The 17,064-nt window shown below is 36.5% G+C and carries 12 protein-coding genes and 1 other annotated feature; of the genes, 1 reads left to right on the top strand and 11 read right to left on the bottom strand.

The features are described 5' to 3' along the window. Window positions 1-94: 94 nt before the first annotated feature. Window positions 95-1,261, top strand: coding sequence for a M20 family metallopeptidase (locus BB045_RS00830; RefSeq protein ID WP_075140398.1), 1,167 nt, complete (start codon window positions 95-97; stop codon window positions 1,259-1,261). Between the two features lie 207 nt (window positions 1,262-1,468). Here BB045_RS00830 and tuf read toward each other — a convergent pair whose 3' ends face one another. The 11 genes from tuf to rplA all read right to left on the bottom strand — a co-directional run bounded on the left by tuf (window position 1,469) and on the right by rplA (window position 16,943). Continuing rightward, entirely contained in the window at window positions 1,469-2,653 is a 1,185-nt protein-coding gene (gene tuf / locus BB045_RS00825; RefSeq protein WP_037552072.1) for an elongation factor Tu, read from the bottom strand. A gap of 204 nt (window positions 2,654-2,857) precedes the next feature. After that, window positions 2,858-4,939: an elongation factor G gene (fusA, locus tag BB045_RS00820; RefSeq protein WP_075140397.1), complete on the bottom strand. Its 2,082-nt coding sequence runs from the start codon at window positions 4,937-4,939 to the stop codon at window positions 2,858-2,860. 121 nt (window positions 4,940-5,060) lie between these two features. After that, complete coding sequence (rpsG, locus tag BB045_RS00815) at window positions 5,061-5,531, bottom strand: 30S ribosomal protein S7 (protein ID WP_001137495.1); 471 nt, start codon at window positions 5,529-5,531, stop codon at window positions 5,061-5,063. 70 nt (window positions 5,532-5,601) lie between these two features. Beyond that, complete coding sequence (rpsL, locus tag BB045_RS00810; RefSeq protein WP_016931318.1) at window positions 5,602-6,015, bottom strand: 30S ribosomal protein S12; 414 nt, start codon at window positions 6,013-6,015, stop codon at window positions 5,602-5,604. An 89-nt stretch (window positions 6,016-6,104) separates the two neighbouring features. Further along, window positions 6,105-6,365, bottom strand: coding sequence for a ribosomal L7Ae/L30e/S12e/Gadd45 family protein (locus BB045_RS00805; RefSeq protein WP_070440607.1), 261 nt, complete (start codon window positions 6,363-6,365; stop codon window positions 6,105-6,107). Window positions 6,366-6,562: 197 nt separating this feature from the next. Beyond that, entirely contained in the window at window positions 6,563-10,156 is a 3,594-nt protein-coding gene (gene rpoC / locus BB045_RS00800) for a DNA-directed RNA polymerase subunit beta' (RefSeq protein WP_178377499.1), read from the bottom strand. 197 nt (window positions 10,157-10,353) lie between these two features. Then, window positions 10,354-13,905 (bottom strand): DNA-directed RNA polymerase subunit beta, encoded by a 3,552-nt coding sequence (rpoB, locus tag BB045_RS00795; RefSeq protein ID WP_037552082.1) that lies wholly within the window; start codon window positions 13,903-13,905, stop codon window positions 10,354-10,356. Window positions 13,906-14,110: 205 nt separating this feature from the next. After that, on the bottom strand, window positions 14,111-14,719 hold the full coding sequence (locus tag BB045_RS00790) for a class I SAM-dependent methyltransferase (protein ID WP_075140395.1): 609 nt from the start codon (window positions 14,717-14,719) through the stop codon (window positions 14,111-14,113). Between the two features lie 172 nt (window positions 14,720-14,891). Then, complete coding sequence (rplL, locus tag BB045_RS00785) at window positions 14,892-15,260, bottom strand: 50S ribosomal protein L7/L12 (RefSeq protein WP_011276720.1); 369 nt, start codon at window positions 15,258-15,260, stop codon at window positions 14,892-14,894. 39 nt (window positions 15,261-15,299) lie between these two features. Beyond that, the gene (gene rplJ / locus BB045_RS00780; RefSeq protein ID WP_011276721.1) at window positions 15,300-15,800 is read right to left on the bottom strand and encodes a 50S ribosomal protein L10; all 501 of its coding nucleotides are present in this window, start codon (window positions 15,798-15,800) and stop codon (window positions 15,300-15,302) included. Window positions 15,801-15,838: 38 nt separating this feature from the next. Continuing rightward, window positions 15,839-15,990, bottom strand: a sequence feature (ribosomal protein L10 leader region). Window positions 15,991-16,247: 257 nt separating this feature from the next. Continuing rightward, window positions 16,248-16,943, bottom strand: a complete 696-nt coding sequence (rplA, locus tag BB045_RS00775; RefSeq protein WP_011276724.1) for a 50S ribosomal protein L1 — start codon at window positions 16,941-16,943, stop codon at window positions 16,248-16,250. Window positions 16,944-17,064 lie beyond the last annotated feature (121 nt).

Raw genomic sequence — 17,064 nt, 5'->3', positions numbered from 1 at the left:
CACTTCATTTTTCAAAAAATAAATAATTAAACTATTGAGTTGTATTAGAATTTGATATACTAAAATTCATAATAATTAGGAAGAAGTGGTTAATGTGTTAGATTGGTTTCAATTAGCCAGTAATAAGGAAAATAGAATGATACAGATGCGCCGATATATGCATCAATATCCTGAACCTTCTTTCGAGGAAACTTGGACGCATAATTATATTCTAAATCAGCTCAGTCATCTTGATTGCGAGATCGAATCACCTATTGGGCGTAATGGTATTAAAGCAACGTTTAAAGGAAAAGAAGATGGCCCTACTGTGGCCTTTCGCGCTGACTTTGATGCTTTGCCGGTACAAGAACTTAACGATGTACCCTATAAATCTAAAAATGATGGATTAATGCATGCATGTGGTCATGACGGACATACAGCAATCCTATTGGGTGTCGCTGAAATTGTGCATGAACACCGTCATTTATTAAAAGGAAATGTGGTCTTTATCTTCCAATATGGTGAGGAAATTATGCCTGGTGGTTCTCAAGAAATGATTGATGATGGTTGCTTAAATGGTGTAGACAAAATTTATGGTACACATTTATGGAGTGGTTATCGTACTGGTACAATATATTCAAGACCTGGTGCTATTATGGCATCACCAGATGAGTTCTCAGTTACAATTAATGGTAAAGGTGGACATGGTGCTAAGCCACATGAAACCATTGACCCTATCGTCATCATGGCAGAGTTTATCCTAAGTGCGCAAAAGATTATCCCTAGAACAATTGATCCTGTAAAAGAAGCCGTGCTCACATTCGGAATGATTCAAGCAGGATCATCGGATAGTGTTATTCCTGATAGTGCCTTTTGTAAAGGAACTGTGCGAACATTCAACACAGAACTTCAAACTCATATACACAATAAATTGGATAAGTTATTACAAGGACTTGCGTTAGCAAACGACATAACTTATGACTTGGAATACATTCGTGGTTATTTACCTGTACATAATCATGTAAATGCATATGAAGTTGTTAAACAAGCAGCGAATGATTTACATTTACGTTTTAATGAATCTGAATTAATGATGATTGGTGAGGATTTCTCTCACTATTTAAAAGTACGTCCAGGTGCGTTTTTCTTAACTGGCTGTGGTAATCCAGACAAAGGCATAACAGCGCCACATCATAACCCTCACTTTGACATCGATGAGTCTGCATTTAAGTATGCGGCTAGTGAGTTTTTAAAAATTTTAGAAATTGAACAAGTATTTTAAAATTGAATAAATTTATTTAGATTCTGTATGTCTATGATTACTTTTATATTGAGTTGATCATAGGCATTTTTTATTATTATTAAAAATGAGATTGAAAAAGCATAATCTGAAAACTAGAAATAAGATTAAAATGTAAATATGACATTTACAAAAATAAAAAAAGACTCCCAATAGGGAGTCTCATTTAGAAATAAGGAATAATTAAAATTATTCGAAGATTTCAGTTACAACGCCTGATCCTACAGTACGTCCACCTTCACGGATTGAGAAACGAGTACCGTCTTCAATCGCGATAGGAGCGATTAATTCTACTGTCATTTCAACGTTGTCGCCAGGCATAACCATTTCTGTACCTTCTGGTAAGTTAACAACACCAGTTACGTCAGTAGTACGGAAATAGAATTGTGGACGATAGTTTGTGAAGAATGGAGTGTGACGTCCACCTTCGTCTTTAGATAAAACGTATACGTCTGCTTTGAATTTTGTGTGAGGTGTGATTGAACCTGGAGCAGCTAATACTTGACCACGTTGTACGTCTTCACGAGCAACACCACGTAATAATGCACCGATGTTGTCACCAGCTTCAGCGTAGTCTAATAATTTACGGAACATTTCTACACCAGTAACAGTTGTTTTAGAAGTGTCATGGATACCAATGATTTCAACTTCTTCACCAACTTTGATTTGACCACGTTCAACACGGCCTGTAGCAACAGTACCACGACCAGTGATTGAGAATACGTCCTCAACTGGCATCATGAATGGTTTGTCAGAATCACGTTCTGGAGTTGGAATGTAATCATCAACTGCTTGCATTAATTCTAAGATTTTTTCTTCGTATTGAGCATCGCCTTCTAAAGCTTTTAATGCTGAACCAGCGATTACAGGTACATCGTCACCTGGGAAGTCGTATTCAGATAATAAGTCACGTACTTCCATTTCAACTAATTCTAATAATTCTTCATCGTCAACCATGTCAACTTTGTTTAAGAATACTACTAATGCCGGCACACCAACGTTACGTGATAAAAGAATGTGTTCACGAGTTTGTGGCATTGGACCGTCAGCAGCAGATACTACTAAGATACCGCCGTCCATTTGAGCAGCACCAGTGATCATGTTTTTAACATAGTCAGCGTGTCCTGGGCAGTCAACGTGAGCATAGTGACGTTTGTCAGTTTGATACTCGATGTGTGCAGTATTGATTGTGATACCACGTTCTTTTTCTTCTGGAGCGTTGTCAATCATGTCATATGATTGTGCTACAGTGTCACCATTTTTAGCTAATACAGTTGCGATAGCAGCTGTTAAAGTAGTTTTACCATGGTCAACGTGACCGATAGTACCAATATTGGCATGTTCTTTTGAGCGATCAAATTTTTCTTTTGCCATTATTAAATCTCTCCTATTCTAGTAAAAGTTATTTCAATATTATCTCTCATGATAGTTTCTCACCATCATGAGACATAATGATTGTTAGAATTCATAATTCATTTATAATGCATTTTCAGTAAAAAATCAATTCATAAAGATGTTCACTTAATTAATAAGCTTACGCTGTATTTTACCTAGAAATTCTAGCTAAAACAAGTTTAATTATTCACCTTTATTTTTTTTGATGATATCATCAGCAATTGATTTTGGAACTTCTGCATAGTGATCGAAGTACATAGTGTAAGTACCGCGACCTTGAGTGTTAGAACGTAATGAAGTTGCGTAACCGAACATTTCTGAAAGTGGTACATAAGCGTTAACAACTTGTGCATTACCACGAGGTTCCATACCATCAACACGTCCACGACGAGCTGTTACGTCACCCATGATATCGCCCATGTATTCTTCAGGCATTTCGATTGTTACTTTCATCATTGGTTCTAAGATAACTGGATCACATTTTTTAGCAGCTTCTTTAAGTGCTAATGATGCAGCAATTTTGAAGGCCATTTCAGATGAATCGACATCATGGTATGAACCATCAAATAATTTAGCTTTAACATCGATTAATGGATAACCAGCTAATACACCGTTTTCCATAGCATCTTTAAGACCAGCTTCAACTGATGGAATGTATTCACGAGGAACTACACCACCAACGATAGCGTTTTCGAATTCGAAACCTGCGCCAGTTTCATTTGGTGTGAATTCAATGTGAACATCACCATATTGACCACGACCACCAGATTGACGAGAGAATTTACCTTGAACTTGTGCAGATTGCTTGAATGTTTCACGATATGAAACCATTGGCGCACCTACATTACATTCAACGTTGAATTCTTTCTTCATACGGTCAACTAAGATGTCTAAGTGTAACTCACCCATACCACCGATGATAACTTGTCCAGTTTCTTCATCTGTGTGTGCATGGAAAGTAGGGTCTTCTTCTTGTAATTTAACTAAAGCTTGAGTCATTTTATCTTGGTCAGCTTTAGATTTTGGTTCTACTGATAAGTGGATAACTGGTTCAGGGAATTCCATTGATTCTAAGATAATGTCATTCTTTTCACCACATAATGTGTCACCAGTACCTGTATCTTTAAGACCAACTGCAGCAGCGATATCGCCTGAGTAAACAGTGTCGATTTCTTGACGTGAGTTAGCATGCATTTGTAATAAACGACCTACACGTTCACGTTTGTCTTTAGTTGAGTTCTTAATGTAAGAACCTGATGTTAAAGTACCTGAATATACACGGAAGAAAGTTAATTTACCAACGTAAGGGTCAGTCATAACTTTGAATGCTAATGCAGCAAATTCAGCTGAATCGTCTGGTTTAGCAATTACTTCTTCTTCAGGATTTTCAGCACGATGGCCTACGATTGGTTTAACATCTAAAGGTGATGGTAAGTAGTCAATTACTGCGTTAAGCATTAATTGAACACCTTTGTTTTTGAATGCTGTACCGCAAAGTACTGGGTAGAATTCTACGTCAGTAGTTGCTTGACGAATTGCATCTTTTAATTCTGCTACTGAAATTTCTTCATCACCAAGATATTTTTCCATTAATTCATCGTTAGTTTCTGCAACTGCTTCGATTAAATTAGAACGAGCTTCTTCTGCTCTTTCTTTGTGATCTTCAGGAATTTCAATTTCGTCAATTTCAGTACCTAAGTCATTAGTATATTTGTAGCATTTCATTTCTACTAAGTCGATGATAGCTTCAAATTCGTCTTCGGCACCAATTGGTAATTGGATAGGTGCAGCGTTAGCATCTAAACGATCATGTAATGTACTTACAGAATAGTCGAAGTTAGCGCCTAATTTATCCATTTTGTTTACGAATACGATACGAGGTACACCATAAGTTGTAGCTTGACGCCAAACTGTTTCAGTTTGAGGTTCTACACCTGATTGAGCATCAAGTACAGTAACCGCACCATCAAGTACACGTAAAGAACGTTCAACCTCAACAGTGAAGTCTACGTGTCCTGGAGTATCGATAATGTTTACACGGTGGCCATCCCATTGAGCTGTTGTAGCAGCTGATGTGATTGTAATACCACGGTCTTGTTCTTGTTCCATCCAGTCCATTTGTGAAGCACCTTCATGTGTTTCACCAATTTTGTGGATACGACCTGTATAGTAAAGAATACGTTCAGTCGTAGTTGTTTTACCAGCATCAATGTGAGCCATGATACCGATGTTACGAGTGTTTTTCAAAGAAAAGTCTCTAGCCATTGTTTTTCTCCTTCCAGTAATTACTGAATAAGTACTATTGAATATGGCGATGCCCTAAGCATGAGCCATCTTACTTGGTAAACCAATGTGACGGAACACACTCAGGGTTAAAGCTTTAATCTTACCAGCGGTAGTGAGCGAATGCTTTGTTCGCTTCTGCCATTTTGTGAGTGTCCTCACGTTTCTTAACGGCACCACCTGTATTATTAGCAGCATCTAAGATTTCGTTAGCTAAACGATCTTCCATAGTTTTTTCACCACGAAGACGAGCGTAGTTAACTAACCAACGTAAACCTAGTGTAGTACGACGTTCTGGGCGAACCTCAACTGGTACTTGGTAGTTTGAACCACCCACACGACGAGCTTTTACTTCTAATACTGGCATAATGTTGTTAATTGCTTCTTCAAATACTTCTAAAGCATCACGACCACTGCGTTGTTCTACAAGGTCAAATGCTGAATAAAGAATTCTTTGTGCTGTTCCGCGTTTACCATCTAACATAATTTTGTTGATCAATTTTGTAACTAATTTAGAGTTATGAATTGGATCTGGTAATACGTCTCTTTTAGGTACTGATCCTTTACGAGGCATAATTAAAATCCTCCCTTCCTATTATAGTATATTATTAAAAATTGAAATTAAAATTTACACAATCTTAAACTTAATTTTTAGGTTTTTTAGTTCCGTATAATGAACGGCCTTGTCTACGTCCGTCAACACCTGAAGTATCAAGTGCACCACGTACGATGTGGTAACGCACACCAGGTAAGTCTTTTACACGTCCACCACGTACAAGTACTACACTGTGTTCTTGTAAGTTATGGCCGATACCAGGGATGTATGCGTTGATTTCAATATTGTTTGATAAACGCACACGTGCATATTTACGTAACGCTGAGTTAGGTTTTTTAGGTGTCATAGTACCTACACGAGTACAAACACCACGTTTTTGAGGTGAATTTAAGTTAGTAAATTGTTTCTTTTTACTATTAAAACCTCTGTTTAAAGCTGGTGAATCTGATTTTTTAGATTTGCTTTGTCTAGGTTTACGTACTAATTGGTTAATAGTTGGCATTGAAATGTCCTCCTCTCTTCACTTTTTAATTCCACACATCCAGGTGGTTCATTTTTAGGTTAAATAAAATTTAGTAAGCAATATACTTACTAATTCTCATTCAATAACGCAACAATTGTTGCATTAACGTTAATACCTACATAACTTCCTAAAGCATGCTTACTTTGAAAATAAGTAATAGGCATATTTTTATGATTGATTAAACTAAATACGTGAGCTAACAAATGTACCTCAACGTCTTGAGCAATAATCAAAGATGCAACTTGATCTCTATTTAACGCTTTAAGCGTTTCTTTAAGACCAACTACATAGTGTTGTTTGTTAAAGCGTGCAACTTTTTCATTAGACATTAAAATATCCTCCAAAGTTCTGCTTGCATCAACCTTTACAATAATAACACTTAAATCAGAATTAAGTCAACATATTTTGCAGACTTTTTACTAATTATAAAAAATAAAGAACGAGAACGAGACTATCGTCTTAAAAGATTGATAAGTCCCGTCTCGTAGATATTGAAATGAATATAAATTCAGTGTTATTTCATTTATTATTCAATGATTTCTGCTTCTTCAGTTTCAGTAACTGGTGTTTCAGCTTTATCATATTTAACGTCACTATAACGTCTCATACCAGTACCAGCTGGAATTAACTTACCAATAATAACGTTTTCTTTAAGTCCAAGTAAGTCGTCGCGTTTACCTTTGATTGCTGCATCTGTAAGTACACGAGTTGTTTCTTGGAATGATGCTGCTGATAAGAAGCTTTCAGTTTCAAGAGAAGCTTTTGTAATACCAAGCAATACTGGTTTAGCAGTTGCTGGACGTTTACGTTCTTTAAACGCCTCTCTGTTTGCATCTGTGAAGCTATGAATGTCAACCAATGAACCAGGTAATAACTTAGTATCACCAGCTTCGATGATTCTAACTTTACGTAACATTTGTCTTACCATTACTTCAACGTGTTTATCGTCAATTTCTACACCTTGCATACGATAAACTTTTTGAACTTCTTTAAGTAAGTAGCTTTCAGTCGCATTTAAACCAGCAACAGCTAGGAAGTTCTTAGGTTCGATTGAACCTTCAGTTAATACTTCACCACGTTCAACTGATTGACCGACTTCTACTTTTAATCTAGAAGTACCTGAAGCTAAGTAAGATCTTGTTTCATTAGCACCTTTAACAACAATTTCTTGTTGGCGATCTTTTGCTAATTTAATATCTTCAACGACACCTTCGATTTCAGTAATCACAGCTTGACCTTTTGGATTACGTGCTTCGAAGATCTCTTGGATACGTGGAAGACCTTGAGTGATATCGCTACCTGCTACACCACCTGTATGGAATGTACGCATTGTAAGTTGGGTACCAGGTTCACCGATTGATTGGGCAGCGATTGTACCAACTGCTTCACCCACTTCAACTTTTTCACCAGTAGCAAGGTTCTTACCGTAACATTTTTCACATACACCGTGACGTGTGTTACATGTAAATGCTGAGCGGATGTACATTTGTTCAATACCGGCATCAGTGATTTTTTTAGCGATTTCAGCAGTGATTAATTCGTCTGGACGGATGATGATTTCATCAGTTTCAGGATGACGAATTGTTTCTTTAGAATAACGTCCTTCAATACGTTCGATGAATGGTTCGATCATTTCTGTACCTTCTTTGATATCAGAAACTAGTAAGCCGCGGTCTGTGCCACAGTCTTCTTCACGAACAATAACGTCTTGAGCAACGTCAACAAGACGACGAGTAAGGTAACCAGAGTCAGCTGTTTTAAGGGCTGTATCGGCAAGACCTTTACGCGCACCGTGTGTAGAGATGAAGTATTCTAACACTGTTAAACCTTCACGGAATGAAGATGTGATTGGTAACTCAATAATTTTACCTGATGGTGCGGCCATTAGACCACGCATACCAGCTAATTGTGTAAAGTTAGATGCGTTACCACGTGCACCAGAATCACTCATCATGAAGATTGGATTTGTTTTCTCAAGAGATTGCATTAATTCGCCTTGAATTTGATCTTTGGCATCTGTCCAAATTTCAACAACGGCATTATAACGTTCATCTTCAGTAATTAAACCACGATTAAATTGTTTAGATACACGTTCTACTAATTTTTCGTGCTCATCTAAAATGTCTTGTTTATCTGGAAGTACAACAATATCTGCTACACCAACAGTGATTCCAGCTTTAGATGAGAATTTGAAACCTAAATCCTTCATACGGTCAAGCATCATAGATGTATCAGTGATACTGAATCTATTGAAGACTTCGGCAATAATATTACCTAAGAATTTTTTATTGAATGGTTCAATAAGTTCTTGTTCATCAAAGTATGCTTTAAGTCCACCTTCACCTAATTGAGTTGGATCAATAAAGTATTTGTCAGGTGTTTTACCTTCAAGATTTGTTTGACTAGGTTCATTGATGAATGCGAATGAATCAGGAATGATTTCATTGAAAATTATTTTACCTACTGAAGTAGCTAAAATTTTGTTGTTTTGAGCTTCTGTGAATGTAGGGTTGTTAAATGATTTCGCATGTACACCAATACGAGTGTGTAAATGAACATAGCCATTTGCATAAGCTTTAAGCACTTCGTTAGTATCATTAAAGATAGTACCAGTGTTCACTGCATCTTTACGTTCTAATGTTAAGTAATAGTTACCTAATACCATATCTTGTGATGGTGTTACGACAGGTTTACCATCTTTAGGATTCAAGATGTTTTGAGCAGCTAACATTAACATACGTGCTTCAGCTTGTGCTTCTTTAGATAAAGGAACGTGAACGGCCATTTGGTCACCGTCAAAGTCCGCGTTGTAAGCAGTTGTTACAAGTGGGTGTAGACGGATAGCACGACCTTCAACTAATGTAGGTTCGAATGCTTGGATACCTAATCTGTGAAGTGTAGGTGCACGGTTAAGTAATACAGGGTGTTCTCTAATTACATCTTCCAATACGTCCCATACTTCATCGTCCATACGCTCAATTTTACTTTTAGCATTTTTGATGTTAGTAGCAATTTCACGTTGAACTAATTCCTTCATTACGAATGGCTTGAACAATTCAAGCGCCATTTCTTTAGGTAATCCACATTGATACATTTTTAAGCTTGGACCAACAGCGATAACTGAACGACCTGAATAGTCAACACGTTTACCAAGTAAGTTTTGACGGAAACGACCTTGTTTACCTTTCAACATATGTGAAAGTGATTTCAATGGTCTGTTACCTGGACCAGTAACTGGACGACCACGACGACCGTTATCGATTAAAGCATCAACTGCTTCTTGCAACATACGTTTTTCGTTTTGAACGATGATGCCAGGAGCACCTAAGTCTAATAAACGTTTTAAACGATTATTACGGTTAATAACACGACGGTATAAATCATTTAAATCACTTGTTGCGAAACGTCCTCCATCTAACTGAACCATTGGACGGATTTCAGGTGGAATAATTGGAAGTACGTCTAAAATCATCCACGCTGGATTATTACCAGAGTTTCTGAATGATTCAACAACTTCTAAACGTTTAATCGCACGTGTCAATCTTTGACCAGTTGCAGATTCTAATTCGTCACGTAATGATTTTAATTCTTCGTCTAAGTTAATTTCTTCTAATAGGTCTTTAATACCTTCAGCACCCATTTTAGCTACAAATTGACCTGGGTATTTATCATAATATTCTCTGAATTCAGCTTCAGATAATAATGATTTTTTCTCTAAGCCTGTTGGACCTGGATCTACTACAACATATGAAGCGAAATAAATAACTTCTTCTAATGCTCTAGGAGACATGTCTAATAAAAGACCCATACGACTTGGAATACCTTTGAAATACCAAATATGTGAAACTGGAGCAGCTAATTCAATGTGTCCCATTCTTTCACGACGTACTTTAGATTTAGTTACTTCTACACCACATCTGTCACAAACCATGCCTTTGTAGCGTACACGTTTGTACTTACCACAACTACATTCCCAGTCTTTTGTAGGTCCAAAAATTCTTTCACAGAAAAGACCATCTTTTTCTGGTTTCAATGTACGATAGTTGATTGTTTCTGGTTTTTTTACTTCACCGTATGACCATGAACGGATTTTTTCAGGTGAGGCTAAACCGATTTTCATATAATGGAAATTATTTACATCAATCAAGGAGCCTACCTCCTTCAATTTAGATTAGCTGTGCTATTTGATTGATTTACATCTATTGAAACTAAAACAAGTCATATGATTGTAGGGAAGAAATCAGCACGATTAGCTTATTTTAAGTTTAAATCGAACTGAGTTTCTAATCCCTTACTTTGTATAACTTCAAATTCTAATTAGTCAGTAGTTTCTTTTTGAGTTTCAGGAACATCTTTTTGTTGTAAATCTACTTTGCGCTCAGTTGCATCTTCATCATCAACATCAGCCATTTCGATTTCATTATCTTGTTCATCCATAACTTTGACATCTAAACCTAAACTTTGTAATTCTTTCATCAATACGCGGAATGATTCTGGAACACTTGGTCTAGAGATGTTTTCACCTTTAACGATAGCTTCGTAAGTTTTAACACGTCCTACTGTATCGTCAGATTTGTAAGTTAAGATTTCTTGTAATGTGTAAGCAGCACCATATGCTTCTAGTGCCCATACCTCCATCTCACCGAAACGTTGTCCACCGAATTGTGCTTTACCACCAAGCGGTTGTTGTGTAACTAGTGAGTATGGACCAGTTGAACGAGCGTGTAATTTATCGTCAACCATGTGTGCAAGTTTAAGCATGTACATAACACCAACAGAAATACGATTATCGAATGGTTCACCAGTTCTACCATCGTATAAGACTGTTTTACCGTCACGAGCCATACCTGCTTCTTCGATTGTTGACCATACATCATCATCGTTCGCACCATCGAATACTGGAGATGCAACATGGATGCCTAAGTTTTTAGCAGCCATACCTAAGTGTAATTCTAATACTTGTCCGATGTTCATACGAGATGGTACACCAAGTGGGTTTAACATGATATCAATTGGACGTCCATCTGGTAAGTAAGGCATATCTTCTTCAGGTACAATCTTAGAGATAACCCCTTTGTTACCATGACGACCACACATTTTGTCCCCAACATGGATTTTACGTTTTTGTACGATGTATACACGTACTAATTGGTTAACGCCTGGAGATAAAGTATCATCGCCTTCTTCACGGTTAAACACTTTAACATCTAGAACGATACCACCAGCTCCGTGAGGTACACGTAATGATGTATCACGTACTTCACGTGCTTTTTCACCGAAGATAGCGTGTAATAATCTTTCTTCAGCTGTTAATTCAGTCACACCTTTAGGCGTTACTTTACCTACTAAGATGTCACCGTCTTTAACTTCAGCACCAACGTAGACAATACCACGATCATCTAAGTTTTTAAGTGCATTTTCTGAAACGTTTGGAATATCACGAGTGATTTCTTCAGGTCCTAGTTTAGTATCACGGGCTTCTGATTCATATTCTTCAATATGAATTGAAGTATAAACGTCATCTTTAACTAGACGTTCACTCATAATAACAGCATCCTCATAGTTGTAACCGTCCCAAGTCATGAAACCAACGACAACGTTACGACCTAATGCCATTTCACCTAATTCCATTGATGGTCCGTCAGCTAAAATTTCATTATATTCAACGACATCGCCAACTGAAACAATTGGACGTTGGTTGTAACAAGTACCAGTGTTTGAACGTTTGAATTTAGCTAATGGATAACGATCTAATTCACCTTCATGTTCAGTACCGTTTTCTTCTACTAAACGACGAACTAAGATTTCTTTAGATTCAACATGTTCAACGCGACCTCTATATTTAGCTGTAATTGCAGCGCCTGAGTCACGTGCAGCAACATGTTCCATACCTGTACCAACAAATGGCGCTTCTGTGTTCATCAATGGTACTGCTTGACGTTGCATGTTTGCACCCATTAATGCACGGTTAGAGTCATCATTTTCAAGGAAAGGAATACATGCTGTCGCAGCTGAAACTACTTGTTTAGGAGATACGTCCATGTAGTCCATTTTCTCTTTAGCCATAACTGTGTTATTACCACGGAAACGACATACGACTTCATCATCTAAGAAACGACCATTTTCATCTAAGCGAGAGTTCGCTTGAGCAACTACATAGCTATCTTCTTCATCAGCTGTTAAGTAGTCGATTTGATCTGTAATAGAGTTAGTGTCTAAGTCTACTTTACGATATGGTGTTTCAATGAAACCAAATTCATTCACACGTGCATAACTTGATAATGAGTTAATCAAACCAATGTTTGGTCCCTCTGGAGTCTCGATTGGACACATACGACCATAGTGAGAGTAGTGAACGTCACGTACTTCCATTTGAGCACGTTCACGTGTTAAACCACCAGGTCCTAATGCAGAAAGACGACGTTTATGCGTTAACTCAGCTAATGGATTGGCTTGGTCCATGAATTGTGATAATTGAGAGCTACCGAAGAACTCTTTAATTGACGCAATAACTGGACGGATATTAATTAATTGTTGTGGTGTGATAGAGTCTGTGTCTTGAATTGACATTCTTTCACGTACAACTCGTTCCATTCTTGATAAGCCGATACGGAATTGGTTTTGTAATAATTCACCAACTGAACGTAAACGACGGTTTCCTAAGTGGTCAATATCATCTGTATAACCAATGCCATTTAACAAGTTAAAGAAATAACTCATTGAAGCAATAATATCTGCTGGTGTAATACATTTAACTTCTGAATCTGGTAATGCATTACCAATTACAGTAGTCGTACGACCTTCTTCATCATTTGGTACGTAAACTTTGATTGATTGAATCTCAACAGGTTCATCAATAACTGTACCTTCTAATTCAAACACTTCACTATTAGCATTTGTTTCTAAAACTTCCATAATTTCGTCTAATTTACGACGGTCTAAAACTGTACCTTCTTCGGCAACAATTTCACCAGTTTCGCTATTAACGATTGGTTCTGCTAATTTTTGGTTAAATAAGCGGTGTTTTAAGTGTAATTTTTTATTAGCTTTGTAACGACCAACACTTGCTAAATCATAACGTTTAGGGTCGAAAAAGCGTGAATAAAGTAAACTTTTCGCATTTTCAACTGTTGGTGGCTCACCAGGACGTAAACGTTCGTATATTTCTAATAATGCTTGCTCAGTATTTTCAGTGCCATCTTTTTCAAGCGTATTACGTAAATATTCACTGTCTCCTAATAAATCAATAATTTCTTGATCATTTGAGAAGCCTAAAGCACGTAATAATACTGTTAATGGTAATTTACGCGTTCTATCAATACGTACATAAACTACATCTTTAGCATCTGTTTCATATTCTAACCATGCACCACGGTTAGGGATAATTGTCGCATCATAGTTTTCACGACCGTTTTTGTCAATTTTTTCATTGAAATAAACGGATGGTGAACGTACTAATTGAGACACGATTACACGTTCTGCACCATTGATTACGAATGTGCCTGTATCTGTCATTAATGGGAAGTCACCCATAAATACTTCTTGTTCTTTAACTTCGCCAGTTTCTTTGATTATTAGACGTACTTTAACACGAAGAGGTGCAGCATAAGTAGCGTCACGGTTTTTTGATTCTTCTAAATCATATTTTGGTTCACCTAATCGATAATCTACAAACTCTAAAGAAAGGTTACCTGTGAAATCTTCAATTGGAGAAATATCACGGAACATTTCTAATAAACCTTCTTTTAGGAACCAGTCGTAAGATTTAGTTTGAATTTCTATTAAGTTTGGTAATTCTAATACTTCTGAAATTCTCGCATAATTTCTACGTTTACGATGTCTTCCATATTGGACAACTTGACCTGCCAAACAGATTCACCCCTCAAATATTGTGTGATGAACCAATACGCGTAAAATCGTATAACAAGACAAAAAGAAAACGGCAACACAGTTGATGACACCATTTTCGATTCTACATTTATTCTTGTTTATCGTACTCTTTTCGCGTAAAAGTACACACTTATTGAACATAAATTTTTACATTTTATAACTATATCAGAATACGACTTTGAAATCAACCTTTTCGGCTTTTCAATATATAGTATCCTTTATTCTTGTTAACAACTTCGACATTATTGAAAATTTCTTCCATTTTCTTTTTAGCAGAAGGCATACCTTGTTTCTTTTGAATCACAGCGTACAACTCACCTTGTGAATTTAACTGTTGATATGCTTCTTCAAAAATACGATGAACAACTTCTTTGCCAGCTCTAATGGGAGGATTGGTTAGTACATAATCAAAATGACTATCTTTTAGTTGTGATAAACCATCACTTTCTTTGATAATGACGTTATCAATTTGATTTGCTTTTTTATTCTTTTCAGCAAGATTTAAGGCACGATGATTCACATCAACCATAGTAATTTGATGATGTGGCGAAACTTTTGCAATCATTAATCCTATCGGACCATACCCGCATCCGACATCAGCAATCGTCTTACTTGGTCCAGGAGGATGCTCGTTTAAAAATGTTTGTACTAACGTATCTGATCCAAAATCTACTTGTGCTTTTGAGAACACACCTGCATCTGTAGTTAAATTTAATTGATGGGAATGATAATGATATTGAATGACTCTTTCATCACTTTGTACATTTGGATTTTCATCATAATAGTGTCCCATAACGTCACCTCTTTTTTCATTGTTCATCTTTATTTTACTAGAAAATGAAGTAAAAACCCCGTTATCGTGATAACGGGGTTTTAATTTCTCAAAGAATTCGGGTTAGTTCTGATAATGCATTATTAATACATCAAAAACACATAACCTTCGATATTAAGTTAAGATACTAGAATTATTTTAATTCTACAGTAGCTCCAACTTCTTCTAATTGTTCTTTAAGTTTTTCAGCTTCTTCTTTAGCAACGCCTTCTTTGATTACTTTAGGTGCGTTATCTACTAATTCTTTAGCATCTTTTAAGCCTAAGCCAGTTGCTTCTTTAACTGCTTTAACAACTTTGATTTTTGAAGATCCAGCTGAAGTTAACTCAACGTCAAATTCAGTTTTTTCTGCTGCTGCGTCTCCGCCACCAGCTGCACCAGCTGCTGCTACAGGAGCTGCTGCTGTTACACCAAATTCTTCTTCAATTGCTTTTACTAAATCGTTTAATTCTAATACTGACATTTCTTTAATTGCTTCAATGATTTGTTCTTGATTAGCCATTTTATATTTCCTCCAATTATTTTAATTTTTTATGCGCAATTATTCAGCGCTTTCTTCTTTTTGTTCTCCAACAGCTTTAACCGCATAAGCGAAGTTGCGTACTGGAGCTTGTAATACTGATAAAAGCATAGAAACAAGACCATCGTGTGAAGGTAATGAACCAACAGTTTTAACTTCTTCTGCTGAAATAACGCTACCTTCCATAACGCCTGTTTTGATTTCTAAAGCTTCATGTTCTTTAGCAAATCCTGCGATAACTTTCGCTGGTGCTACTACATCTTCAGTTGAAGTTGCAACAGCTGTAGGACCTGTTAAGAATTCATCTAAGCCTTCGATACCTGCTTGTTCAGCTGCACGACGAACCATAGTGTTTTTGTAAACTTTGTACTCAACACCAGCTTCACGTAATTGTGAACGTAGTTCAGTTACTTCTGCAACTGTTAAGCCACGGTAGTCAACGATAACAGTTGAAACTGAATTTTTAAGTTGTTCAGCAATAACATCAACTTGTTGTTTTTTAGCTTCGATAATAGCAGACATTCAGACACCTCCATTTTTATTTTTGGTGCTTTTTAAATTTCTCAATAAAAAAAGCACTTTCTACCCACGGCAAAAAGCGCTTGAAAGATCATTTTTATGATCACACGTTCAAGTCAATTTTAGCCTCGGCAGGATAATTTTTAAGTTATACTATAACTCCTACTGTCTTAGGTAAAATAATCACAATAAATAATATAACCTCATTATTGTAATATGTCAATCACTTTTCCAATTTTTCTATAAATGAGGTAAAGTTATTACTTCTCTATCGACTAATTATTTCTTCGCCATCATATATGAAGACATAGACTTCAATATGTTCGGAATAAATAAATTCCATTTATAGATTACATCATGTTCACACAAAAGTTATTTCTGTATATACATAACAATAACCTGTGACATTCGAAAGTCACAGGTTCTATAATCAAATAAGTTTACACTTAATTATAATTTGAATGATGAAGTATCAATTTTAACTCCAGGACCCATTGTTGTAGTTACAGCAACAGATTTGAAGTAAGTACCTTTAGCAGATGATGGTTTAGCTTTAGCTAATACATCTTGTAAAGTTTTGAAGTTTTCAACTAATTTTTCATCGCTGAATGAAACTTTACCGATTGAAGCATGTACAATACCTGCTTTTTCAGCACGGTATTCAACTTTACCAGCTTTGATTTCTTCAACAGCTTTTTTAACGTCCATAGTTACTGTACCAGTTTTAGGGTTTGGCATTAAACCTTTAGGTCCTAATACACGACCTAATTTACCTACTTCGCCCATCATGTCTGGTGTAGCTACTACTACGTCAAAGTCGAACCAACCTTGTTGGATTTTTTGTACGTATTCAGATTCACCTACGTAATCTGCGCCTGCTTCTTCTGCTTCAGTGATTTTGTCACCTTTAGCAAATACTAATACACGTTGTGATTTACCAGTTCCGTTTGGTAATACTACTGCACCACGGATTTGTTGGTCATTTTTACGTGTATCAATTCCTAAACGGAAAGCAACTTCAACTGATGCGTCAAAATTAGCAATGCTTGTTTCTTTAGCTAAGCTGATTGCTTCTTCAACACTATAATGTTTAGTACGATCAACTTTATTAGCTGCTTCTTGATACTTTTTACCTTTTTTAGCCATTTATTGTTCCTCCTTTAGTGGTTTTAGCGGAATTTCCTCCCACGCTTACTTGTGCCTAACACAAGTTAAGAGCAGATAACAGATGAATGTCTAATGTTTGAGTAATCTTAAGAAAGATTAC

It is taken from the genome of Staphylococcus sp. MB377 (assembly GCF_001922505.1).
GTDB classification, from domain to species: Bacteria; Bacillota; Bacilli; order Staphylococcales; family Staphylococcaceae; genus Staphylococcus; species Staphylococcus haemolyticus.
Note: the sequence above shows the minus strand (reverse complement) of the source record. Positions and strands in the feature narration are given on the sequence as shown.